This is a genomic window from Paenibacillus sp. 01T442 (assembly GCF_056398345.1).
The window spans coordinates 38222-63794 of sequence record NZ_JBFTPF010000038.1 but is presented as its reverse complement, the minus strand read 5'-3'; the positions used below and the strand labels follow the sequence as shown (position 1 = coordinate 63794).

Below are 25573 nucleotides of genomic sequence, written 5' to 3'. Positions count from 1 at the left end.
AGATTGGCTTGGGTAGCTTTACTTGACCACACATGAAAGTGAGGTGACAACAGTTCCTCCGCCATATTCCTTATGGCATATTCAAATAATTTCATATCGGAAGCATTGTAGGATTCGTAAAAATAGGGATCAAATTTAATGACGACTACTTTAATAGAATCTCCATAAGTCATAGGGATTTGGTACATACTGAGCTTTTCCGACAGTTGACTGTTTCCGATATTTGCGCCTTGTAAAATTTCAAACAGCAAATTCTCTTTCAACAATGGTAAATTCTGATGAAGGAGTGACGTTGCTTGCTCGTAAATTTGATGCTGCTGCAAATCATTTTGACGTTTGATGATTATTTTTTTCACCGAATCTAGTAACATTTCATCACGGACAGGCTTGATAAAATAGTCAACGGCATGCAGTTCGATCGCTTTTTTGGCATATTCAAATTCCGCATACCCTGTGAGCAATATGCAATCTATCTTCTTATTACGCTGATTGATGAATTGGATTAGCTCAAGTCCTGTGATGCCAGGCATACGAATGTCCGCTATCATAATGTCAATCGGGTGATCTTCTATGAGGGCTAGGGCGCTTTGCCCCCCATAAGCCTTGTGAACCGTGGTGATGCCTATTTCATTCCAGGGTAAAGTGGCAGCTAGCGTATCCACCTGATGTTTATGATCATCAACGATCAATAAAGAAAACATGCAATCTCTCACTCCCTCTCTACTTTTTTCCAATACAGCTCGACTTTTAAGCCGCCCAATGTCGAGTGGTCTAGCAACATCCCAGAATTCTTGCCGAAGTAATAGTTAAAACGATGGTGAACATTCCATAATCCGGTTTGATCGCTTTCGTTATCCTCCATACTGATTTTCCTTTTAAGCGCTTGCAATTTTTCCGTTGATAATCCTGGCCCATTATCCTCCACGATGAGACGATATGAATTCGGGTCCTCCAATCCTACGATGGTAATCCAACCATTCTCTAAAATTTCTTCTAACCCATGTACAATCGCATTTTCAATAATCGGCTGAAAGATTAATTTAGGAATTTGGATCGTTTTCATGGATTCAGGAATCGAACACGTATATTGAAACTTATCCAATTGTTGATTCATGATATTCATATAGTTAACCGCTAACTCTATTTCGCTATGTAATGTCGTGACTAGTGTTTCATTCCGAGTCGTATATTTGTAATAATCCCCTAGATTATGCGCCATAGCGATGACGGATTGATTTTTATTCATTTTTGCCATATTGACGATATAGGCAAGACAATTGTAAAGAAAATGGGGATTGATTTGGGATTGAAGTTGCTTCATCGCAGCTTCTCTAGAGCGAATCTCTTCTATGTACACGCGTTTTATCAACTGATCGATTTCTAATCCCATACCATTAAAGGAATCAAACAACTGTTGAAATTCATTATTTCGCTTTCTCTTAATCTGATAAGCAAAATTCTTGTTCTTGATATGCTCTACCCCACGAATTAATATCCGAATGGGAACTTGAATATGAAAGTACAATAAGAAGGCAGCGATTGTGCCAAATAATAGGAGTAATAGCAAGATCATATAGAATAAATTCCGGCTGTGAACGACAGGCTGTAGGATCTCGTCAAGCGGTTCGATATCCACTAAACTCCAATCGACTTTGCTCGAAGCAAGTGTATACAGAAGATATTTCTTCCCATCTATGGATACAATATCATGAAACTTTGACTTGCTCGTGTATTGATCCAAGGGATAGTCTTGCATGAGTTGCTGAATTCTTTGCGTATTGGCTGTACTGCTATAAACCACTTGATCTTTGGTATGATAGAAAAAGGCATCGCTGTGACCTGCCAGCTTAAAACTATCCAGCAAATTGGTAATATTCTGAGTAAAGAAATCCACGCGAATGATCAGCTCAGAATTTTTGATATCTGCTGGATTCTCATGAAAAGGTGATACAAAAAAACGGGAAAAGGCATCCATTTGGACACCGTTTACACCTACTTTATTCAGTCGCCAATTGGGGGTGTAGCTTTTTAAAATCTCATCTTCATCGAACACCGTAGTGGTATCCGTGGACAAGAACAATTGACTTCTCGGAAAATAGATGGAGATAATATTCATAATGTTATTCGTAATGCTAAACAAACTGAGCTTGCTTTGAACATCTTGAATCACATTCAACCGATCATACCCGGATGTAGGCAAATTTCCAAATGCTACACTCTTGATCTCAGGATCTTTGGTTGCCAACGCCGCAAAAAGCATGTTCTGGTCCAATAAGATCTCGATTTGACCCAGAAAATTAGCTAATTTCTCTTCATTTCTAGTATTGATTTGCTTCTCTATGACATGGATGGTCTGTTGATAGGAATAGGCATAGAGGCCTAATATTGGGAGTAAAATCATTACAATAAGTAGGATAACTTTCGTAATCAGGTTCATTGGGTTCCCCATCCCGCTAAGATTACTTACTACTCTATCATAGTATTATTTCCTATTCTTTGACAGATCCCAAAGTCATTCCTTTCACAAAATATCTTTGCAAAAATGGATAGACGAGCAAGATGGGAAAAATCCCGATGAACATCAGTGCCGATTTAAGGGAACGTTCCGATAATTCCTCCAAATCAGACGGGTTTAGACCAATCTTGGTATAGTCAAATCCGGCAATTAAGGCTTGAAGAAATGTAGCCAGGGGGAATTGATCGGCTTTATTCATATAGATCATGCCATCGAACCAGGAATTCCAATGAAACACCATAGTAAATAAGGAAAGTGTTGCTATAGAAGGTAATGAGATCGGGAAAAATATGGTGAACAGAACACGGAAATGTCCAGCGCCGTCTATCATTGCTGCTTCTTCCAGTTCCTTGGGGATTCCTCGAAAGAAATTCATCATCAGCACTACATTGAATACATTCACTGCGACGGGGATGATCAAAGCCCATATCGAGTTGGTAAGTCCTGTCTTTTGTACAACAAGATAAGTCGGGATTAATCCGCCATGAAACAGCATGGTAAATACAAAAAACCAAGCGTACAAGGTTCTCCCTTTAAAATACCTATCATCCTTGGACATCGAATAAGCAGCCAGCATCGTAAGAAACATCGTTAGCAACGTACCCAATACCGTCCTCAGTACACTCACTTTAAAGGCAATCAAGAAATTATTGCTATTTAACGCCGTTTTATAGGCATCCAGATTAAAGCCGATCGGCCAGAATTTGACCAAATAAGATGTCGTTGCATAGTCCGAACTTAAGGATACAGCTAACACATGGATCAACGGCAATATGCATAAAAAAGCCATCATCGCCAAGAAAAAACTATTGGTGAATTGAAACATTTTGTTTGAAAACGATAGTTTGAACATCGCATATATCCTCTCAGAATATCTTGTAATTTGCATATTTGGACGCTAGTTTATACGTAGTGGCAATTAGAATAAACCCAATGATCGATTTAAAAAATCCTACTGCAGTTGCTAGACTAAATGAGCCTTGTTGAAGACCTACACGATAAACATACGTATCAATAATATCTCCTTTGGGATATACCAATGGATTGTACATGTTAAATACTTGATCAAACCCCGCGTTTAGAATATTCCCCAGTGATAATGTAGCAATGACGATGGCGATAGGAATGACCGCTGGAATCGTAATATGAACCGCTTTTTGCCAATTATTAGCTCCATCAATGTCAGCAGCTTCATACATATTCGGGTTGATTCCCGCCATAGCTGCCAAGTAGATAATGGTCCCAAAACCAAACTCTTTCCAGACATCACTTGTGACTAACATGGTTCGAAACCAATTCCCGCTCTGCAGGAATGCGATTTTCTCCAAACCTAACCATCCAAGAAATTGATTGATCAAGCCATTCGTAGACAGCATATCGGTTAAAATCCCGCCAAGAATTACCCAGTTAATAAAGTGTGGTAAATAAATAAGGGATTGAATTGTTCTTTTAAATAAAACAAGACGTACTTCATTAAGAAATAAGGCAAAACTAAAAGGAACAATGGAACCCGCTATAATTTTAAATATTGCGATAAACAACGTATTCCAGATAACCTGCAAAGCAACAGGATCATGGAACATAAATTTAAAATGCTTTAACCCAACAAACGGAGACTTGAAAACCCCTAGCCAAGGTTTGAAATCCTCAAAGCCAATCATAAACCCAACCATTGGAATGTAATTGAAGATGATTAGTAGAATAACGGATGGTAATAGAAATACATGCAACGGCCACGTTTTTCTTAGATTCAAATAGCTTCTCATTCAAATAATCTCCTATCAACTTTCAATATTGCGAAAAAATGCTTATTTTGAAAAAACTAAATACGGAGAACATAGTGAACGAACGTTTGTACTCCGTATTTCCTTTCCMTTATAAGTCAGTTCCTTACTTCTGTTTGGCAACAGCTTCATTAATCTCTTTGGTAATTTGTGTACCACCTTGCTCATGCCATTGCTTAAGGAATGTATCAAAATAATCCGGTTTCTGTTTCCCATGAATAATCTGCAAGTAAGCTTGATCTTCCAACGTATTCAGCTGCTCCCATTTCTCTTTCATTGTTGGGGTATTCGCACCATAGAATCCGTTTTTCACATCTTTGTCCATTTGCAGGTAACCTACGGAAAAACCATCGATTGCCAATTTGTCATTGCTTGCAGCTAATTTTTGTTCAAATACATTATCCAATTTACCCGCTGCAACACGCTGGTAGATGCTTGGACCTTCCATTACATTCGTTGGTGCCGTTCCATTTGAAGGGAAAATTAAATATCGGCTAAGATTGACAATTCCATCCGGAACCGTTTTCCAATCTGGCTTTCCATCCTTCATTACGTAATCGTATCCTTCCCCTTGCCCTACCGCGAATGGACACGAAGCATCTTCGATCAGGCAACCATACATGGTGTCATAATATTTAAAAATGGCTTCCATATTATTAAATCCCTTACGAAATACATAAGTACCGTAGGATGGCTGTGATTCCTGCCGTCCAACCTCACCCGTAATTCCGGATGGAATCGGATAGGGTTTGACATTAAGCGTTTGATTCTTGCTCTTCGCTTCCGATACTGCAGTTCCAATTGGCCAAGCGCCTGCCCAGCCCGCGGCAATGGCAATCCCCGCTTTCCCTGAAGTAAAATCGGCCATAGCTTTTGCTGCATCCATGGTTCCAAAATCCGGATTAAAATAACCTTTGCTATACCATAGATTTAATTTGGCTAGACCTGCTTTAACAGTTGGTCTGTTGGCACCGTATTCCAGTTTGCCGTCTGGCCCTTTAAGCCACATATAGGGCTGATCCTGCCCGAAAATAAACTCGGTATTGGTCATGTAATTATTAGTTGGTTTGTGGTAACCAGTGTTTGCGCCAAATGCCATACCGAATGTATCTTTCTTGCCATTTCCATCCGGATCTTGATTCGTAAACGCATCTAACAATTTTTCAAATTCTTCAATAGTGGTTGGGGCTTTCATTTGCAGCTTATCCAGCCAATCCTGACGAATCCACATGATATTCTCGCCAACCACGCCATTTGAGACATCCGGCAAACCAATTACTTTGCCGTTTCTTTTAGCTGTGGCCCAAACTGCCGGGTTTTTTTCGTATAAATTTTTTAATCTAGGTGATGCATATTTCTCAAATGCTTCGTCAATCGTTTGAATTTTACCGGAATCAATCAATTCCTCCAGCAGGCTTCCCCCTGTATAAAGGACATCCGGCAGCGTTTCTCCGCTTGCCATCGCCAAGCGTACCTTCGTCTCGAATGCCGCTGTATCTGTCACTACCCATTGAAATTTAGTTACAATTCCCAAGTTCTCACTTAACCATCGAGTGACCGGATTATTCTCTGGCGTATCTCCAAAGCGGAGTTTATCTGAAGGTCTCAACGTAATTGCGGCGGATATTGTAACCGGAGGATCAAATTTGGTACGGGCATTCGATTGCGGAGACTGATTATTTCCTGTCGCAATTGGACTAGCTGTATTCGACGGACTGGTACTTACCGATGCCTCGTTATCTCCCACTGTGCACCCGGCAATCATGCTCATGCAAAGGGTGATACCTGTTAATATGGCTACTGTTCTACGATACCTTTTCATGTGAACCCCCCTAGGGAATGTATCTTACACTATTTATTATTGCATTCGTCACAACTGAATGAAATGATCGATAATAAAGATTATGAACTTTGATTAGTCATTCCTACAATGAGAAAAGCTTTCCTTTAGCCGCTGGGCTTTGGAAAGCTTTATTACTCATAGAGACCTTGCTCTTCGTTATAGTTTACTCGTAAATTCAGCCCTACCAATTGCCGGAGAGTAATAGGTCAGGTCGTTCTTAAATACGATCTTTAAGTACTTGGTGCCTCCAGGTAATTGTTGATCATAGCTAACCTTATGATAATTCGTTCCTACACCTGGCACTACTGTTCTGTTCGGAGTCACTAAGGTATAGGTAACATTGTCAGGCGATGAATACATATCAAAATCATTTATCGGTTCATTGTAGGCAAACCAAGTGTCTAGCGCGAATGAATCCATATTCATGCTGCCAAATGCTTTATAAACCACATTTTCTTGTAAAGTGTTAAGTCTTGACAATCTAGAAGTATCTCCGCCATATTTCGCCGCATTGGAACCACTTAAAATCAATTTAGAGGTACGAGAGAAAATTTTCGTATAATCATTAAGATCATCAACGATAGTGACACTGCTGGTAGGTGGAATCGGGGCATTGGTATCATATTGAATGGACAATTTATGCGATCTGCCGTCCTTGGCCTCCGTATTCACTTCAAATTTAATTGTAGGGCTTAATTGCAAAATCGTAATACTTGCGTCTTTTTGAATTAATGTAGCTCCTGTTTTTGTGATTTCATACGTTATCTTGTTCTGAAGATGTGTAGGGTCTGATGCAGCAATATCCAATACTCCCGCCTGATCCCTTACCATAATGGAGGAAGGATTGTAGGCAATAATACCAGCAGCAATATCCGGTGACCAGAAATTAGCGCCTGTGAGGCCAAGGCCATTTTCTTTGACCATTTGAACACTCGGATTGTTAGCAATAATCGATATATCTGGGTTGTTGCTGTACGCAGCGGTTTGTTGTGCCGTCTTGCCTGGCAGCATCACATAAGCGTAGTCTTTATTAACAGGGTTAGTACCGTGATCATACCAGAGCGTAAGGTATTTTTTGTTGATCACATCTGTCGAGCCTCCTGAAAACATTTGTCCCCAGGTGCCTTGTCGAGATTCACGAATGCCTTTAATCGCTGCGGGTTGCGGGAAGTAATATCCTCCTGTGCCTTCCATATACACAGTGGATACATTACTCATGTTATCTGTCCATCCCATTCCTGAAGGCTTCGTTACGCCATTTACAACAAGCTGCTCATCACCTTTGTAAGTTGTAATTGAGTGAACAGGGGTTAATACTGTCCCTAGAGCATTTGGCGCATAGAATTGAATCTCTGAAAGCCGATTGCCTAGATCAACATTATTCCCATGGAAAATGATTTTCGCGTATCTGGCAGTCGAATCGATTAAATCATACGCTTTTACTTCAGATGTCAACGCACTTTGACCGCCATATACGGTTGTCCACACTGTATTATCCAATGAGGTCTGAATTTCAAATGAATATTGTCGGATACTGCCGATAAAGAAGGCAATTCCTGCGTATCCAACCGTAACATTACTACCAAAATCATATTTCATCGAATAGCCATCGCCTACAGATGACCAACGTGTAAAGATATCATTGTCATTGGTTTCAAGATTGTTCGTTGTTGACAATGCTTGCAAAGGGACGACCGAAGGTGAAATAATTAAATTTTGTGGATTTGGGGCATAGATTTGCACCTCTTGGATGTGGTTATATGCGTTAGTGGTATTACCATGACCAACAATCTTAACGTACCGTGCATATACATCTGGAAAATCAAACACTTGAATGGCCGATGCGTTAACCCCTACTGTTGAGCTGCCGCTGTATACTGTCGTCCACACCGTATTATTGCTGGACACTTGGATATCGAACATGCTGGCTCTGGCTGCCTGACTTAAGAAATTAATACCAACATACCCAACAGGCTGTACTTTGCTTAGATCATATTGAATCCACTGACCATCACCTACGGAAGTCCATCTACTACTTAAGTTATTGTCTAACGTATTCTCTGGTATGTTGCCATCATTGCCGCTATCGGTGACCTGGCTTACCATCAATCGCATGGGTTCGCCGCCCGTTGGCGTTGCTACCGGAGAACTTGTATCGATCCCATGGGGAATCGTCTCTTTATTAAGACTTCTATTCTCAATGGTTGTTTCGATAACTCTGCCATCTGTACTATTAATTCCACTCCCAAGGGCGACGATTTCATCATCGAAAGTGAACCAAGACTTCTTGGCTTTCAGCGTGCTTCCAGCAGCTTGCAAATCCATGCCAACCGCTGCGTATTGATTAAGCAGCTCTGTTCCTCCTGTCCATGTACTAGGACTTAGGTAGTTTGCATTGGATCCGTCCGCTCTTACCCTCGTATCAACCGTTGTACCTGGCAATCGGTACTTGTTGACCGTAGGCCAATAGTCGATATATTGGCGCAGATCATTATTGTATAAATACGTCATCCCTTCGCCTGTATACCAGCCCTTTACATTTTGATTAATGCCATTTTCATAATTGGCGATACGATTCGAAGACATACTGACACCAAATCCATATCCGGATTCTGGCTTCAAACTGATTGCTCTGTCCATACCAGCAAATACTTTCGTTAATGCAAGTTCTCCTCTTGGGACAATGTTGGTGTCATTCATCACAGCCTTTGCCAGCTGAAGAATGCTCAAATTTGCATCCTTAAAGATACTGGCTGTAGGATCTTGTTGAATCCAATATTTGACCATGGCCTTCATTCTCTGCGCATCCGTAGGGGGGGCGATCTGCGCCAATCGTAAAATGCCTCCCATTACCTTATTACCGATAACTCGGCCTTGCGTGGAACTACTTGCAATTTCTCTGCCCCTCACCATGTCCATCACAAAGCCTTTATAGACGACTGGCTCATAGCTGTCATAGATCCACTTAAATACATTAGAATAGTTCGCATAGGTATATTCCCATTGCGAACCGTTCAGCAAATAGAGAAGATTTGACAGATCCGGCAAGAGATTGGCCCCGTAACCGCCCGTGTAGGCGATAGTACCATGCTGCAAGAATGAACCATCTTCGTAAAATCCATCGCCTTTAACAACGTAGTCCATGACTTGATTTAATGCATCTCTTGAAGCCTCCAGCTTGGCACTTGATTTCATAATGATACCTTGCCCTGCAACAATCAGGGCTTTCCAAACACGATTAGCACCATAGGCTGGATTAGGTGCAGCATATTGAATTGCAGTTGGATCCGTGTTGTAATAAGAAATCACATTCATATAGTTGGTGAGTATTCCTGGATTTGTCGTAATCAAATCATCATACATTAAAATTAAGATATCTTTGATCTGAATCGGTGATTGAATCTCCAAATCAAACCATGTCCCCGTTATCTCTGGCCCAAAAAGCGTTTCGTTGTACCGATTGGTATATAACCAATCAAGCGCACCAATGATATCAGCTTTTAACGCCGTATTGCCGTAAAGACTGGATCCAATTGTTTTATAAGCAACTGCCATATCTTTGAGTAGAACAAACATAGCTGTCGTGTATGTTACAAAATTTTGCGAGTTTACTGGATCAGAAGTGTTGTAGGCGGACCACAAGTACGTTCTGTTAGCCGCTTTATTCATTGTGCTCCAACTGGTCTGGGCGATCATGCTGAGTTTTTTGGCTACATCTGGATCAGCCGTATTGTTTCCAGTGCCTCCAGTAAGTGTATCCGCCCATTTTACTCTCAAATCATCATACGTATCACTTGCATTTACATGGCTAATTCCAATTTGTGAGAAACAGGAACATAACAGACTCAAAATCATGAGCAAACCTAGTTTTTGCTTTAGCCTTTTCAACATCGCAAAACCACCTTCACTTTCGTATGAATTAATTACTAGATCTTCAATTTTCTACCTATTCACTCCCCTTTCGGGACTACTATAGCATCCATAACTAGGTGAATAATATGAACGTTTCTAAAGAACATGAACTTTAATTAACCATGTTCCTTTTAAAATGATTATCTCTCAAAATGAAAACAAATAACGACCTGCAATCGCTTCAATCGCAAGTCGTTATTTGTTTGTGTGGTACGAATACTTTACGGCCTTACAGACATCGAGTAAGGCAGATGCTTATGCTCTACCTGCGTCTCTTTCGGTGTGTCCGACATACCAAATTTGATTACAGCACCGTTCATAAGCTGATAATGAGCAAAAAATAAAGGCAGATGCGACTCATTGTTAACCTGTACACTTTGCACATAAGGATGATCGGCTGCGTTATGCTCGGCTTCAATTACAATCTGTTTGCCGCTCTCCAAATGGATTGTCATACGCCCGAACATTGGACTCCCTATCACATATTCAGGCACACCAGGACATAATGGATACATCCCCATGCAGGCAAAAATATACCAAGCACACAGGCTCCCATTGTCTTCATCACCTGGCAATCCATCGGGTGCAGAGCTAAACAGTTCCTCTGCCGTTTTCCTAACCCAGAATTGCGTCCCAGCTGGTGACCCAGCCGCCGCAAACAAATAAGGAATATGAAAACTAGGCTGATTGCTAATCGCAAATTGTCCGAAGTTAATCGAAGCCATTTCCGACATTTCATGGATTTCAAAACCGTAGCTGCCCACCTTAAATTTAGGTGAAGTTGTCATTAACTCGTTCATGCGAGCTAAGAAAACGTCTTTCCCTCCCATGACCTCGGCTAATCCAACGATATCGTGTTGAACAGCCCAGCTGCACTGCCAGGCCCCGCCTTCACAATAAGCTCCTCCCCACTCAATGGGATCAAATTCTTCAACCCAGCTGCCATCCGTCTTCCTCCCCCTCATAAAACCTACCGAAGGGTCTAGTAATTTGGCATAGTTGGTTGCCCTATCCATGAACAGCGTGTAATCCTCAGGTTTCCCGATACTCTTCGCAAGTTGAGCAATGCAAAAATCGCCATAGACATAATCCAACGTATTGCTGACACTTTCGTGAAATTGATCCGCTGGCAAATAACCATATTCTTGGTAAGCACGAAAGCCTTTCCTGCCAAGATGAGGATCCTCCGCTGCTCGACAGGCATGCTTTAGCAAGCCTTCATAAGCCGACTGTGCGTCAAAGCCTTCTATCCCTTTTACAAAAGCATCTGCAAAAACCGCATCAATTAAAGTCCCCGGCATGACACTGCGTTCGCCAGGTGAAGACCACTTCGGCATCCAACCGCCTTCCTTATAGGCGTTAACGTAAGATTCTAAGATTTCACCTAAACGGGTTGGAAACAGCATGCTAAACAACGGATATGAGGTACGATACGTATCCCAAAATCCATTATCACAATACATCGGTCCGCTCACAATTTGACCGTTATAGGGACTGTAATGAACCTTTTCCCCCTGTTCGTTAAATTCATGCCACACCCGGGGAAACAAGCAAACGCGGTACAAACAAGTATAAAAAGTGCTTAATTTGTCCTCATCTTGATCCTCCACCTGTATGCGATTTAGCGTCTCTTCCCACGCCTGCGCTGCTTCCACTCTAACCAAGTCAAAGGACTTAGAACCAATTTCCTGTGTAAGGTTGGTTATCGCTTGCTCGATACTTATAAATGAAGTGCCAATACGAAGATTAACTTCGCCTGATTGCGGTACGTTCAATCCAATAAAAGCGCCTATCCGATTCCCTGTTTCTTGTAAGCTTATGGACGGCCTACCATCCTGATCCCAGATTCCACACGCCTGCACATCCAAATCACAATCAAAATCCATCACGACATACATCGCATAATTCTCAGGAACGCCGCCCGAATTAGCACGGGTATAGCCTGTTAACCTTCTTCTTTCAGGGTCAATGGATACAGACGATTCGCCAGCAAACGGCGCTACAATCACTCGCGCGTCTTGCCGATCATCGAAAGTCATTCGCATACTTGCACAACGTTCTGTTGGGCTCAATTCCAATAACGTGTTGTAGCGTTGCAGCCTTATACGAAAATAATCGGGCTTGATAGACATATCCTCACTACGGAATGAGGATGATCGTTTAGCGACGGATAAGGCAAGCGGACCTGTTTGCGGCAGAATGGTCAGATGCCCGTAATCTTCAATCCATGGGCTTGGCTGGTGAGTCAGCCGTATCCCTTCAAAATGACGATGGGAAGGATGGAAGTACCAGCCTTTACCCGCTTCATCCGTCTGGGGGCTCCATGCTGCCATTCCGAAAGGTCGTGCAATGAAAGGAAGTGTATTCCCATTGGAAAAATGAAAGGTAGAAGCTGTCCCCTGTAAGGGATTCACATATTGCAAAACATTCATAATCGTAACAACCTTCCTTTCGGATATTTTCTTCATTGTAATCAGTACGTCATCTCACTACTTATCAAAATTATGAAAAATATCTCATTTTTTAAGGTTTTAGATTATGATAGCAATATCCGATTCTTATTTAAGGGCGTGATTACATGATTCCTTTTAACTTACCTGGAGACCCCGAACTGCACAATTCCTTTCCTTATACATTTAAAATTCACAAGCTAACCGCTGATATCCCGCCACATACACATAATTTCCTTGAATACACCTATTGCTTCTACGGCAGTGGAACAGAAATTATCAATGGGATTGAGCGACCTATTAAGCCGGGTACGTTCACCCTCTTACTTCCGCATCAGGTGCATCAAATCAGAATAACGCGAGGTCAAGAGCTGCATCTCTATATTGGGGCCATTGGACTGCAAGCCATATATGGTTCCGATGATGTTGCTGCCTCTTTCAGCGACATCCTACTTCGTGCGGGTACGGAAGGAGATCCTTCCTACCAATTGGAGAATGAACTTTCCAGGCAGCTTCTTCCTATATTCGAGAGGATGCATCAGGAAATCCTTAGCAGTAAACCCTTGAGTCAGCTCATGTTCAAGACAAAATTAACCGAAGCCTTGATCTTATTGGAGCGCAGCTGTTTTACGAAGAGAGACAACGATACCTATAAACCGCCTAATAAAAAGGGGAAAATGTGGGAGATCATTCTCTATGTCTACCAACATTTCCGCGATGATATTAAGCTGGAAACGTTGGCAGAGCGCTTCTATTTAAGCGTTCCGCATATCAGCACTTCATTCAAATCTAGCATCGGAGAAAATTTTCATATTTTCCTAGAGAAAATAAGAATATCGCACGCATGCAGCCTGCTCATTTCCGGCAATGAGCCCGTCACCTCCGTCTGCTTCGAAGTAGGCTTTACATCCTATGCCACCTTTTCACGCGTATTTAAAGAGCGGCTTAACATGACTCCATCAGCTTATAKGAAGCTTAATAGTGGTTCGTAGATTAAGAATTATTAAAGAAGTATTAAAAAAAGAATAACCCCATACTAATGCGGACACATACCAAAAACCTGCTGATAATGCTTATCAGCAGGTCCTGCACACTTTTCATTTCTATTCCTTTTATTCCAGTTGAAATCCGATTCGATACTGACCAACTACAGCCCCTAAGCTATTGCGAATTTCATCTGGACACAACTTACGGAGACGCGCAATTGTAGTCTCATCCTGGTATCCGATTTGAGTAAGAATGTTGGCCACGACATACGCCCACTTATCTTCACTTCCATCTGCAACCTTTAAAGCAAAAGCCAATCTCTCTCGTTTCAGAGCAAAACAGTAGATGCCTTTGGCTCCGCCTTTCGCAACAATATTAGCATCATTCAACAACGCTGGACAGATGAGCCCTGTTCCGGATACCCAATCCGGACAGCCATTCATGGCTGCGGTCAAGTCGCGCACAGCAGCGGAAGTGGCCACATCCTCAATCAGCTCGGGATGTGCGAGCTTCAGAAACGCTTGCGCCGCATGGTACAAGGGCATCGCATAGACAGGAAGTCCGCAGCCGTCTATACCAAGCTGTATGCGATCCCCCTGGAGGCCCGCCATATCACCTATGATCGCTCGCAGCTCCTGCTGCAGCGGATGGTCATCCTTTTCATATCCATGAAGCGCGTATTCTTCTGCCTGACATACGGCAAGCATGCCAATGTGCTTCCCTGAACAGTTATGATAGAGCTTCCTCTCCAGATGACCATCATGAAGCATTCGATAATGGCTTGCCGTATGCAAGGGAAAGGATGCCCCGCAAACCAATAGCCCTTCATGTAAACCAAGCTTAACAAGCAACTTTTCTAACGTATTCACATGAAACGACTGACCTCGATGCGAAGCTGTCAGAATAGCCTGTTCCTCCAAGGTTAGATCATATTTCAAATGAAGCTGTCTACGAAAAAAGGGAATCGCCTGGAAAGGCTTTGCCGCCGATCGTAAATACGTGACATGATGGGGATCGCCTACCTGATATCGGATATTACCTTGCAGGTCGATCCCAACCACATGTCCCCAACATTCGCATTCCACTAATTGTCCACGCCATTCTTCCACAAGCAATGCTGCCTTCGTCATCCGTAGCTTCGTACCTCCCTACGCCTCATGCCACAACCGCCTTGCATTGTCCATCGCGATCTTCGAAGCTGCCCTGCATTCCTCCATACCTTCAAATTCAATGGTAAGATAACCGTTGTATCCCGAATCCTTAATGAGCTTCATGATTCGCCGCATGTCGATATCTCCTTGACCGACGATCGCGCCTCTTAGATAGTTGCCATTCGCGGTTGTAAACCAAGCGCCTTCGCCGGGATGCTCATCGTACGGTCTGAAATAAAAATCCTTCACATGGATCAGTGAAGCATAGGGCAAATTTTTACGTACACCAATAAGCGGCTGCTCATCGACACACATGAAATTGCCGATATCCAGTGTCGTCTTAAAGTTAGGGCGATTAACCTCCGTTAAAACGCGCTGTACACGATCACTTGCCTGTACGCTGAAGCCGTGGTTTTCAATGGTCGTGGTGATCCCGTACTGCGCCGCATAATCAGCAATGAGACGACTTCCTCTTACCATCGCGTGTAAATTCGCTTCGAACCATTGAATCGTCATCTTGTCAGTCGGTAAGGCAAAAGCTGTTACATCATGCCGTATATGTGTCATACCTAGCCTATTCACCAAATCAACATGCTGCTTGACTCGTACGATCTCCGCTTCGAAAGCTTCTTCCGTCTCCTGGACGAAGTTGGCCGGCATCGAATAATTGGATAGTTCGATGCCAACTTCCTTAGCTTTAGATCGGACTGCGGCTGCTAGTTCAGGCTGGTCAATTAGTGTAAAACCGTAGGGGACGATTTCCATATGTTCGCCGCCATGATCTGAAATCCACTGAATAACGTCTAGGACTGTCATTTCCCCTGTTTTTAATGCACCCAGTAAGCTATATGTGCTAAGACCGATTTTCAACGCTTATTCACCTCTGCCACTTATTCGATTTCCAGCGCGATCACTGTATCCATATCATCTGGTAGTTCGGCGCCGGTCAAATGAATGAATGCCCCGCTTTCAGTATCCGAATAATGTTCTGCCATCCATGGTGTAGAAACCTTCAGTTCTGAGCCGTCTGCGAGGAGCCTCGCCTTCTTGATTTTCCCCTTAAGCCCCTGGAAATAAATAGGTCCGATGCCTCGATCAAATACATGGGCATATAACATATTCCCGTTCTGTGTATAGCGTCCCCATTCAGGCTTTGGTAGCGAGGAAGCTCCGCAGCCATAAATGCTTTCGCCATTACGCCGCATCCATTCACCAACCGAGGTCAAAATTCGAGTGGACTCCGTTGGAATTTCTCCTCTTGCATCTGGTCCGACATTTAGAAGCATATTGCCATTCTTACTGATGCATTCGACTAAAGCTCGAACGACCTGTTTCGGTGATTTGTAGGCATAATCCTTCGCATGATAGCCCCAATTGTCGTTGAGAGTAATACAGGCCTCMCATGGTACATTTAATCCGTTTTCGTCAACAATCCCGCCGGGAGGAACGATTTGCTCAGGAGAATAGAAGTCTCCGGCGTATACTTCCGGTTCTGACTTTTTAATATCTCCACCAAGCCGATTGTCAATAATAATGTCTGGTTGCAGCGAGCGAATCAGGTTAACCAGCTCCGTTGCCCTCCACTTCTCACCTGTCATATCATCGTAGGAGAAATCGAACCACATGATATCTATTTTTCCATAATTTGTAAGTAATTCTTTCACTTGTGCATGCAAATAATCCACATAACGCTCGAATTGGATGGATCGGTTTGCATAAGCTTCATTGTCTCTCATCGGATGAATGCGATCCCMATAGGCCGGATAATCATCGTGATGCCAATCAATCAGTGAATAATAAAAGCCAACCTTCAATCCTTCATCGCGAAAGGCTTCTACATATTCCTTGATCAAATCTCGCTGCGCAGGTGTGTTCGTCGCTTTATAGTCCGTAAACTCGCTGTCAAATAAACAGAAGCCATCATGATGCTTCGTCGTTAGGACAGCGTATTGCTGTCCCGCCGCTTTCGCTGCCTTAGCCCAAGCCCGCGGGTCATAGCGGTCCGGTCGAAACTCTCGGAAGTACGGTTCGTACGCCTCATTACTCAGTTTCTCGACACTTCGGACCCACTCCCCCCTAGCAGGGATTGCATACAATCCCCAGTGAATAAACATGCCGAACCTTGCTTCCCGGAACCAATCTGTTCGCTCCCAACGCTTGTTCATGTTTTCCCTCCATTTTCGCGAATCGTTTCCTGCCATCACTTTTTATACACTTTATCGTAAGCATCCTGATAGATTTTGATGAATTGATCCATGCCGGAATCTTTAAGACCTTTCACATAAGCATCCCAATCTTTGTCAATGCTTTTGGCTCCCATGATGAACTGCAGCATAGACTGTTTAACGTAATCCGTAATAATCGGCTTCAATTGCTTCACTTGATTAGCCTGATCGTTCGTTAAGAAAATATCCGTCGGAAACTCTTCTTTCGGTTGGTGTCCCTCATACAATTCTTTGGTAGCCTTGTACAGACGGGTTTCCAAACCATCCATCGTATAGATGTCTTGGCTCGCTGCATAGGCAGTTTCTCGATATTCAGAGGAACGAAGTCCTGGTCCCATTTGATTCCAATGGTCGTTCTGCACCTGACCTACACCATAGGTCGTTTCTTTCACCTTGAACTTAGCAGCGGTTCCGCGTGTGTTCTTATCATTCGGATCCGCTTTCACCCAGTTGCGGCCTTCTTCCCCGAAGTTGGACAATGTCGTGCCCTCATCCGAGTAGAGATAATCGGCTAGACGAATTGCGGCTTCCGGATTTTTATTTTTATTCGTCACGGCAAACACCGAGTTTCCAATGCCAATGTAGTGAGCCGCGAACGACGCTCCATCTGGACCCGTAAGTGGCGCAATCGGATCATAGTCTTTGTGGCGCGTTGCCGTTGGCGAGGCATCTGTGAATTCGCCGAACCAGCCTGCAGGAATCGCACCAGCTATCGCAACACCAGGACTATTCCCTTTTTGGGAAAGAGCATCCGATTTCTGAGTAAAGGCTTCCTTATCAATCAAACCTTCCGCATACAGTTTGTTTAAGAATTGCAGACCTTTTTTGAACCCTGGTTGGTCGACTGAGGTTGCCAGCTTGCCGCCGTTCATCATGAAATAATTGTTGTCCGCATTGAAATATACGAACGCATTCATGACGAATGACTCAATATCCGTATGCCAACCCGTTGGTGAGCCCGTGAATGCAATTTCGTCTGCTTTGCCATTCCCATTCGGATCCTTTTCCTTAAATGCTTTTAACATGTTATAGAAATCGTCGGTCGTCTTCGGTGCGCTAAGGCCCAGTTTTTGCAACCATTTCGTATTCACCCACATTTTGGCAGAAAACTGACAGTGGTAGCACTCATTCACGGAAGGTATCGCATAAATGTTGCCGTCCGGCGCTGTAATCGCCTTCTGTAAGTACGGAATATCTGTGAACGCTTTCTTAATATTCGGCGCGTATTGATCAATCAACTTGTTTAATGGGAGAAGGACGCCTTGTTGACCATACAACAGCTGCTCCTCTTTCGTTAAATTACCTTGCATGAAAATATCGGGATAGTCGCCACTTGCTAGCAGTAACTGCTTTTTCTCATTCAATGCCGCTGTTTCTCCCGGCACTAGCTGCCAGTTCAAATGAATATTCGTCTTACCTTCCAAATATTTGGTGAACCAATTCGTATTCAAATCGGCAATATTCGCAGATTGCGGCGCGAAAGCACTCATTGTAATTTTATTTTTGGCAATCGGAAAGCCAGTTGCATTAACGCCTTTTCCGCCATCGGAGCTTGCAGCCCCTGTTGGACTAGCGCTACCTTGTGGATCATCATTGGACGTGCAGCCCACTACAGGCAACGTTATAAATAAAATCAGGACCGCCGATAACCAAGTTTTTCTGGTTCCTTTATTTACCATGCGTAAACCCTCCTTGTTATTCATAGCTATTCAATTTCCATGTGGACACAGCCTTAACAAGCTTCCGGGCATCCCTCCCCTCATTGTGTACCTAGTTTCAACCTTTCAGTGAACCAATCAAAAGCCCTTTCACAAAATGCCTTTGTACAAACGGATATAACATGAGAACAGGGGCGCTCGCCACGACGATCAGTGAATATTTAAGAAGTTCTTTTAACCCTTGCCGATCCGCAAGTTCTTTGACATCCTTAATCATCGTTGGATCAATAGAGTTCAAGATCAGTATATTTCGTAAAATAAGCTGCAACGGATACAATTTAGCCGATTTCAAGAAAATCAACGCTTCAAAATAAGAGTTCCAATAGCCAATGGCATACATTAGCACGAGAACGGCAATGATCGGTTTGGACAACGGGATGACAATGCGGAGTAGAAACTTAAAATCGCTGCATCCATCTAAATGTGCGGCCTCCGTTAATTCCGAAGGAATTGAGGTTTGAAAAAACGTCCTTGCAAGAATAACCTGCCATACCGAAATGGCACCTGGAATAATCATTGCCCATCTCGTGTCGAGCAACCCCATTCCTTTAACAGTTAAATAATAGGGAATCAAGCCCCCGTTGAACAGCATTGTAAAAATAAACAGTGCGGTGATGACGTTGCGTCCATAAAAATTTTTGCGCGAAAGCGGGTAAGCCGCTGTTATCGTCAACGTCACGCTAAGCAGTGTCCCAAAGAATAGATAGAACAAAGAATTCCCATAGCCCGTCAGGATTTGCGGATTCTGAAATACGGCTTTGTACCCTCGAAGGGTTGGCTCAACAGGGAACAACCACACCTTGCCTGAGATCACAGCTGACGAGGAGCTGAATGATGAACTAACGATATAAATGAGCGGGTAGGCCACAATGATTAAGCAAATAATCAGAAACACATAGACAAAGAACAAATACATTCTGTCGACACTATTTTCAAGAATGCGTGTAGGTGCCTTACTCGCTTTGAGCAGCACGGTTTGCTCGGAATTCACCATCTCATTTACCTCCTACCACAAGCTTGTCTCCGAATTTTTCCTTGCCACATAGTTGACCACAATGAGCAGTAATAAATTGACAACCGAATTAAAAAGTCCAACAGCTGCAGAGAAACTGAAGTTCGCTCCGACCAAGCCCATTTTGTAAACATACGTAGATATGACCTCCGACGCTCCAACATTAATCGCATTTTGCATCAGGTACACCTTTTCGAATCCAACGTTCATAATTTGACCAGCATTCAGAATAAGTAAGATAACCGCCGTCGGCATGAGGCTCGGCAAGTCGATATTTATCATCCGTTGAAACCGTGATGCACCGTCTACTTTCGCCGCCTCATACAAATGAGGGTCTACCCCTGCCAGAGCGGCAATGTAAATGACCGAGGCATAACCTGTAAACTGCCAGACATCGGAAAGTACATAAACAGTTTTGAAATAAGCCGGCTTAGACATGATATTTTCCGCTGGAAATCCAAACTTATCCGCTAAGAGGTGAACGAAGCCAAGTTGTGGAGAAAGGAACAGCATAATGATCGAAACCATGATAACCGTAGAAATGAAGTAAGGCGCGAAGGTGACTAGTTGTACGGTTCTTTTAAAAATGCCATTTTTCAGTTCATTCAACGCCAAAGCAAGTATGATTGGTGCCGGAAAGCCGACAAGGAGAGAGTAAAGGCTGAGCAGCGCTGTATTTTTGATCACCCTCCAAAAAATGGGCAGATGGAAAAAGTCCACAAAATGCTTGAAACCGATCCAATCACTTCCCCATATTCCTTTCGTGACCATAAAGTTTTTAAACGCGATTTGTACGCCGACCATCGGTATGTATTTAAAAATGATCAAATAAACAAGTGACGGCAGAATAATCAGATAGAGTTGCCAGTTTTTCTTTACCATTTTAAGTGCTATACTCATGGTACTCCTCCTCGATGCAATGACGATTCACTTTGTATTAAGCGCTTACAAATCCAATAATAACGGAGTACAGCTCATAATTATAGTGATCATTTTTAAGCAGGTAGTGTCCGTTTATAAGGTGGTGTGCTCCGTGAAACTGAAGCCTGCTTTCAGTTATCAGAATTTGTCGATTGTTAAAAAAATGGCAATAGGCTACATCTTTATCATCTTCATTCCGATTATTTCATTCGGCCTGTTTCTTTATAATCAGAACTACAATAGCTTTCTCGAAGAATATGCGCAAGGCAGACAAAAAATTGTGAATCAAGTTCTTAATAACGTCAATTTAAGTACGGTACAGATCGAATCTGCGTATCAGTTATTCCAAAACAATTCGAACACGATTGCCTATTTAAGTGGGAACTACCGGAGCGATTTTGAGCAAGTTTCCAATTTTTTGACCTATATCAGACCCTTGTTTTCGTATATTTTGTCATCTAATCAAATGATTGATGGAATGACCATCTACATGGAGCAGCAAAACGGTATGATTTTCAGACCCGAAATGGCAAGGATGGACGAGTTCAAGTTGGACGAGAGCATTAAGAAGCTTCCGCTAGGTATCGGTAAATGGATAACGTTTACGAATGGCTCCAATCCAGACATCAATCTTCATTATTTTCATAAAATTGGAAATCGGAATTTTGAGCAAGATATCGGACTTCTCGATATCAAGGTAACTTCTAATTTCATAAAACCTTTATTGGAATCGCTTAATTTAAACAGCAAAAGTAATTTTTATGTACTTGATCAAGATAATAAGGTCATTTCCCATATTCAAAAAATTCCCTTATCCAAAGATTCAGAGATGTCCTTATTGAACCAAGCCTTTCAACTTAATGCCAAATACGCGTATCACACGTTTAATGGTAATAAAATGCTGATTGAATCCTTTTATTCTGACAGCTTGAAACTGCAGTTTGTGATGATGGAGCAAGTAGACACCGTCTTTATTGGGATCAAAAAAAACAAGTATATTCTCGTAGTGATTGTCGCTCTCCTGTTACTACTTCTCTCCGGCATCTACTATCTGATCGCCAGTTCGATAACGAAACGCATTCTGAAGCTTTCCAAGCATATGCGGCAAGTTGACGAAAACCATTTCCCTATCTATCGCGGGGAAATTAATAAAGACGAAGTCGGACATCTGACTTCCTCTTATAATGCGATGATCAGGCGCATGGATGAGTTGGTTAATACCGTCCATCGTTCGGAAATGCTGCGAAAGGAATCGGCCTATCTCATGATGCAGGCACAAATCAAGCCTCATTTTCTATACAATACACTCGAATCGATTCGCATGATCGCAGAAGCCAACGATGACCCCGAAGCAGCTGAGATGTCTTATACACTAGGTAAGCTTTTCCGCTACAGTCTATCTGGAACGAAAAATGAGACTTCGCTCCGAGAAGAAGTGGACAATGTCAAAGACTATATTAAAATTCAACAAATTAGATTAGCTGACCGTCTGAAAGTGACGTTTGAGATCGACGCGGCTATCGATAACTTCCAATGTCCCCACTATATGCTGCAGCCGATCATTGAAAATAGTATTGTTCACGGGATTGCGAATGTAAGAAAACAAGGATCACTTTCGATCCGGATTTGGGAAGATTCTGCGTTCATGTTCATTAGCGTTGTTGATACGGGTATTGGGATTGAGGAAGAACGGCTTGTACTCCTCCAAGGCGTGTTAAACGGCACCATGGATGTCCATCGTTTGCAGAAAAGTGGCGGAGGTCTCGGGATTATGAATGTAAACGAACGAGTGAAAATGTTTTTTGGCGAACGTTCCGGTATTCAACTGGAGAGTAAGTTTCATGAAGGGACGACATGTATACTCAAGTTAGCTAAGGGGGCAACACCATGAAGCTGATGGTAGTCGATGATGAACCTATCATCTTAAATGGTATTATCCGTATGATTGAGAAAGCGCATACACCTTTTATCGAGATCATCGGCGCTGCTGACGGCATTGATGCCATGCATAAACTAGCGACTTTTCAACCTGATTTGATCCTTACAGATATTCATATGCCTGAAATGGATGGACTCACTCTGATAAAGGAAATACAATCTTTGAACCTTTGCAGCCGGTTTGTTATCTTAACTGGCTATGACGATTTTGCTTATGCCAGACAAGCACTTCGCTACCAAGTCATCGACTATTTGTTGAAACCGATTAACAAGGAAGAACTCATCAACGTTCTAGATCGAATCGGGAGTAGCATTCAGGATGAACAAAAGCAGATCAGCGAGTATGACCTACTTCTGCTCAAAGAACATATCCTATTCGATACGCAGTTTGATGATTTGCCGTTTAAACCTGAACAGTTGCAATCCCTGTTTCCCCATCCTTATACGACGATAATCGTGATCCAAACAATCAATCATATACCGCTTTTGACAACCGAAAGCCTCTCAGGTATGGGTACAGCACATATTTTCCAGAAATTGTACACATTCCAATCTCGCTTCTTGCAGCAAATTATCATAATTACGAATAGTGTGCATGTCCCAACAAATGAAGATTTACAGCTTGCATGTGGCGAGTTGTTCGGTACCGAGAGAAAGCAAGGCAGCGGAATTTGCATTGGGGTTAGCATACGGAAGAATGATAATGAGCGTATACGTGATCTGTATATTGAGGCTATGGCTGCGATGTTATTCAATCGATATTTTTCCTCGAGCACCATAACCATCTATAAACCGGAGTCGGAATACATACACCAAAACTTTGATAAACTTGTACAATACATTGAACGTTCAATTGACGAACAGCTTTCAATAGAGCAGATCGAGAAGGATGTACAATCCATACTTCCTCATTTCCCAGGCAATACAGTAAGTACTAACAAGCTTCGCAAGCAGATTCTTATCTGTATTAGTGTTTACTTGCAAAGTGTTGGCCTAACACCTGAAGCCATCTGGGGTGAACATGCAGCATCTATGCTTTTTTCTTCGAACAACACGTCACATGCAGATATCCATATCTCGGAGATCATTGCGCAGCTCATTCAATATATTCGCACCTCCAACCACCACCAGCCGAACATTCATACAATTGATAAAATCGTCGCTTTCGTGGAACAAAATTACAAGATGGATTTATCGCTCGATGCGGTTGCCGATCATGTGCAAATGCACCCTAATTACATCAGTATGTTGTTCCGGAAAGAGATGGGACTGACCTTCCTTCACTACTTGCATACCTTTCGACTTACCAAAGCGAAACAAATTATGCAAGATAATCCAGAATTGCCGATCAACACGATTGCAGAGCAAGTTGGTTACGAAAATCCACGGCATTTTTTCAAAGTATTTAAAAAATTCGAGAACATTACGCCTGGACAATTCAGGCTTGAAAATCCCTCTTTTTGAAGTTCCATACAACGAAAAAAGCCAGAAACTCTAAGGTTACTGGCTTTTAACGTGAAACTAGGAATCCAATTCCTCATAATCAAAGAAGTCAAAGTCTGCATGCAGTAGAGTACCACGTAAATCCTGTGCGCAAAGCCCAACGAAAGCGCCAGTAAAAGATAATTTACGCTGGTAGCTGTCAGCAAGATTGCCGGCGTACAACGTCGGACCAATAGGTTGCCACGACTGACCGTCTAAACGATAAGAGAATTGAATCTTATCAAAATTCATCGCTGCTTTGAGATAAACGTGCTCCCCTTGAGGAATCGGCACATAAGCATCCAGTTCATCATATTGACCCTGATCGCTTACGATAATTGCCAAATGTTTGCCAAACTGTTCATCATGGGAAATGCGCAAATAGTAATGATCGGATTCATCATAATAAAGAACCAGACCCGCCATTTGTGTAAAAGCTTCAGGCTCATACGCTACGCATGTCACCATTTCACATTGGAAGCTTTGAATTCTTCTTGCCACGAGGCTTTGGTTATGCAAGGAGGTTAGCGACTCTCTTCCCTTCAGTCGTAAGAAGCCCGGGCGCTCCGTTAAGCTTAGCCATGACTCGTCAGCCGGGACGCGCAATGTGTGCCAATGCACACTGAGCTTCGTTGCGTCAAAATCATCGCGAATCGGGTCCGATGCAAACGGATGCGGCGTAAGCTCTGTCTCAGGAATATGCAGCTGTGGCTGCTTTMCGCCTGCGGCCAGCCGAAGCCATCCATCTGGCGTCCACGCGACTTTTTGCAACGACGTTTCTCGCCCTAATGGACTGAGCTTGTTGCCGTCTTGAAGAGGACGCGAACAAATGAATACCATGTACCAGTCACCCAACTGCGTTTCCACCAAAGAACCGTGACCCGCATTCTGTAATGGATGCTCGGGGGTATTCATTGTAGTAATAATCGGGTAGTCCGGATCAACTTCATAAGGACCGTCTATGGAAGTCGCTCGCATGAGAGTTGCGGCGTGCATCGGCCCCGTTCCCCCTTCAGCCACTAGCAAATAGTAGTAGCCATCCTTTATGTACACCATCGGCCCTTCCGTAACACCCAAATCTGTCCCTTGAGTAATCAGCTTAATCTCGCCAATCAGTTTGCCTTCAGCCGGACAGAATTCCTGCATGATGATACCGGCGAATCTACTTTTGTTTTTACGAAAATCCCATTGCATATTAAACAGATACTTGCGACCATCCGTGTCGTGGAACAAAAAGTGATCGAAACCGCTGGAGTTCAGATAGATCGGTTCAGACCAAGGTCCTTCAATCGAGGGTGCCGTCACGATATAATTGTGCAGATCTTTATAAACGCCTTTTCGACCAACCACATTCGTAAAGCACAAGTAAAACGTACCCTCGTAGTAGCTTAAGGAAGGTGCCCAAATACCACCCGAACTTGGCACCCCGCGCAGATCAAGCTGGCTCACCCGATCCAACGGGCGCGTTAAGGGTCTCCAGTTCATCAAATCTTTGGAATGATGAATGAGAACGCCAGGGAACCATTCAAACGTAGATGTGGCGATATAGTAATCATCCTCAACCCGAATGATCGATGCATCCGGATTGAAGCCGCGTAGAATCGGATTTTGAATCATGCGATAGTACTCCCTTCA

General features: G+C 42.9%; 17 protein-coding genes. 3 read left to right on the top strand and 14 right to left on the bottom strand.

The window, feature by feature from the left end:
* From AC1DLM_RS23195 to AC1DLM_RS23165, 7 genes are all read right to left on the bottom strand, one after another.
* A partial coding sequence (locus AC1DLM_RS23195; RefSeq protein WP_477571311.1) for a response regulator occupies positions 1–701 on the bottom strand: 701 nt, incomplete at its 3' end.
* Between the two features lie 8 nt (positions 702–709).
* Positions 710–2437 (bottom strand): sensor histidine kinase, encoded by a 1728-nt coding sequence (locus AC1DLM_RS23190; protein ID WP_477571310.1) that lies wholly within the window; start codon positions 2435–2437, stop codon positions 710–712.
* A 52-nt stretch (positions 2438–2489) separates the two neighbouring features.
* Positions 2490–3368: a carbohydrate ABC transporter permease gene (locus AC1DLM_RS23185; RefSeq protein ID WP_441989577.1), complete on the bottom strand. Its 879-nt coding sequence runs from the start codon at positions 3366–3368 to the stop codon at positions 2490–2492.
* Between the two features lie 13 nt (positions 3369–3381).
* Positions 3382–4281, bottom strand: a complete 900-nt coding sequence (locus AC1DLM_RS23180) for an ABC transporter permease (RefSeq protein WP_441989576.1) — start codon at positions 4279–4281, stop codon at positions 3382–3384.
* A 124-nt stretch (positions 4282–4405) separates the two neighbouring features.
* On the bottom strand, positions 4406–6121 hold the full coding sequence (locus AC1DLM_RS23175) for an extracellular solute-binding protein (protein WP_441989575.1): 1716 nt from the start codon (positions 6119–6121) through the stop codon (positions 4406–4408).
* A 177-nt stretch (positions 6122–6298) separates the two neighbouring features.
* The gene (locus AC1DLM_RS23170) at positions 6299–10033 is read right to left on the bottom strand and encodes a polysaccharide lyase family 8 super-sandwich domain-containing protein (RefSeq protein ID WP_477571309.1); all 3735 of its coding nucleotides are present in this window, start codon (positions 10031–10033) and stop codon (positions 6299–6301) included.
* A 242-nt stretch (positions 10034–10275) separates the two neighbouring features.
* Positions 10276–12522 carry a GH92 family glycosyl hydrolase gene (locus tag AC1DLM_RS23165; RefSeq protein WP_441989573.1) on the bottom strand — a complete coding sequence of 749 codons (2247 nt, stop codon included), beginning with the start codon at positions 12520–12522 and terminating at the stop codon, positions 10276–10278.
* Between the two features lie 110 nt (positions 12523–12632).
* On the opposite strand from AC1DLM_RS23165, the gene AC1DLM_RS23160 reads away from it, so the two are divergent.
* Complete coding sequence (locus AC1DLM_RS23160) at positions 12633–13496, top strand: AraC family transcriptional regulator (protein WP_477571308.1); 864 nt, start codon at positions 12633–12635, stop codon at positions 13494–13496.
* Positions 13497–13616: 120 nt separating this feature from the next.
* Here AC1DLM_RS23160 and AC1DLM_RS23155 read toward each other — a convergent pair whose 3' ends face one another.
* The 6 genes from AC1DLM_RS23155 to AC1DLM_RS23130 form a co-directional block, all read right to left on the bottom strand.
* Entirely contained in the window at positions 13617–14621 is a 1005-nt protein-coding gene (locus AC1DLM_RS23155; RefSeq protein WP_441989571.1) for an asparaginase, read from the bottom strand.
* Between the two features lie 18 nt (positions 14622–14639).
* Complete coding sequence (locus AC1DLM_RS23150) at positions 14640–15512, bottom strand: sugar phosphate isomerase/epimerase family protein (protein WP_441989570.1); 873 nt, start codon at positions 15510–15512, stop codon at positions 14640–14642.
* Positions 15513–15532: 20 nt separating this feature from the next.
* A complete protein-coding gene (locus tag AC1DLM_RS23145) occupies positions 15533–16807 on the bottom strand; it encodes an alpha-L-fucosidase (protein ID WP_477571307.1) in 1275 nt (424 codons plus the stop codon).
* 35 nt (positions 16808–16842) lie between these two features.
* Entirely contained in the window at positions 16843–18546 is a 1704-nt protein-coding gene (locus tag AC1DLM_RS23140) for an ABC transporter substrate-binding protein (protein WP_441989568.1), read from the bottom strand.
* Positions 18547–18643: 97 nt separating this feature from the next.
* The gene (locus tag AC1DLM_RS23135; protein WP_441989567.1) at positions 18644–19579 is read right to left on the bottom strand and encodes a carbohydrate ABC transporter permease; all 936 of its coding nucleotides are present in this window, start codon (positions 19577–19579) and stop codon (positions 18644–18646) included.
* Between the two features lie 12 nt (positions 19580–19591).
* Positions 19592–20497, bottom strand: coding sequence for an ABC transporter permease (locus tag AC1DLM_RS23130; protein WP_056619564.1), 906 nt, complete (start codon positions 20495–20497; stop codon positions 19592–19594).
* 133 nt (positions 20498–20630) lie between these two features.
* On the opposite strand from AC1DLM_RS23130, the gene AC1DLM_RS23125 reads away from it, so the two are divergent.
* Together AC1DLM_RS23125 and AC1DLM_RS23120 are read left to right on the top strand one after the other, a co-directional pair.
* Positions 20631–22409, top strand: coding sequence for a sensor histidine kinase (locus AC1DLM_RS23125; protein WP_441989565.1), 1779 nt, complete (start codon positions 20631–20633; stop codon positions 22407–22409).
* The gene (locus tag AC1DLM_RS23120; protein WP_441989564.1) at positions 22406–23920 is read left to right on the top strand and encodes a response regulator transcription factor; all 1515 of its coding nucleotides are present in this window, start codon (positions 22406–22408) and stop codon (positions 23918–23920) included. Before AC1DLM_RS23125 ends, AC1DLM_RS23120 begins: the two co-directional genes overlap by 4 nt.
* A gap of 57 nt (positions 23921–23977) precedes the next feature.
* Here the strand turns inward: AC1DLM_RS23120 and AC1DLM_RS23115 are convergent, their stop codons facing one another.
* Positions 23978–25555 carry a glycoside hydrolase family 43 protein gene (locus tag AC1DLM_RS23115; protein ID WP_477571306.1) on the bottom strand — a complete coding sequence of 526 codons (1578 nt, stop codon included), beginning with the start codon at positions 25553–25555 and terminating at the stop codon, positions 23978–23980.
* Between the last annotated feature and the right edge of the window lie 18 nt (positions 25556–25573).

Coding starts and splice junctions, on each gene's coding strand:
- AC1DLM_RS23170 (WP_477571309.1), bottom strand. CDS start 10,033: ATGTTGAAAAGGCTAAAGCAAAAACTAGGTTTGCTCATGATTTTGAGT.
- AC1DLM_RS23175 (WP_441989575.1), bottom strand. CDS start 6,121: ATGAAAAGGTATCGTAGAACAGTAGCCATATTAACAGGTATCACCCTT.
- AC1DLM_RS23130 (WP_056619564.1), bottom strand. CDS start 20,497: ATGAGTATAGCACTTAAAATGGTAAAGAAAAACTGGCAACTCTATCTG.
- AC1DLM_RS23185 (WP_441989577.1), bottom strand. CDS start 3,368: ATGTTCAAACTATCGTTTTCAAACAAAATGTTTCAATTCACCAATAGT.
- AC1DLM_RS23120 (WP_441989564.1), top strand. CDS start 22,406: ATGAAGCTGATGGTAGTCGATGATGAACCTATCATCTTAAATGGTATT.
- AC1DLM_RS23155 (WP_441989571.1), bottom strand. CDS start 14,621: ATGACGAAGGCAGCATTGCTTGTGGAAGAATGGCGTGGACAATTAGTG.
- AC1DLM_RS23165 (WP_441989573.1), bottom strand. CDS start 12,522: ATGAAGAAAATATCCGAAAGGAAGGTTGTTACGATTATGAATGTTTTG.
- AC1DLM_RS23180 (WP_441989576.1), bottom strand. CDS start 4,281: ATGAGAAGCTATTTGAATCTAAGAAAAACGTGGCCGTTGCATGTATTT.
- AC1DLM_RS23140 (WP_441989568.1), bottom strand. CDS start 18,546: ATGGTAAATAAAGGAACCAGAAAAACTTGGTTATCGGCGGTCCTGATT.
- AC1DLM_RS23135 (WP_441989567.1), bottom strand. CDS start 19,579: ATGGTGAATTCCGAGCAAACCGTGCTGCTCAAAGCGAGTAAGGCACCT.
- AC1DLM_RS23190 (WP_477571310.1), bottom strand. CDS start 2,437: ATGAACCTGATTACGAAAGTTATCCTACTTATTGTAATGATTTTACTC.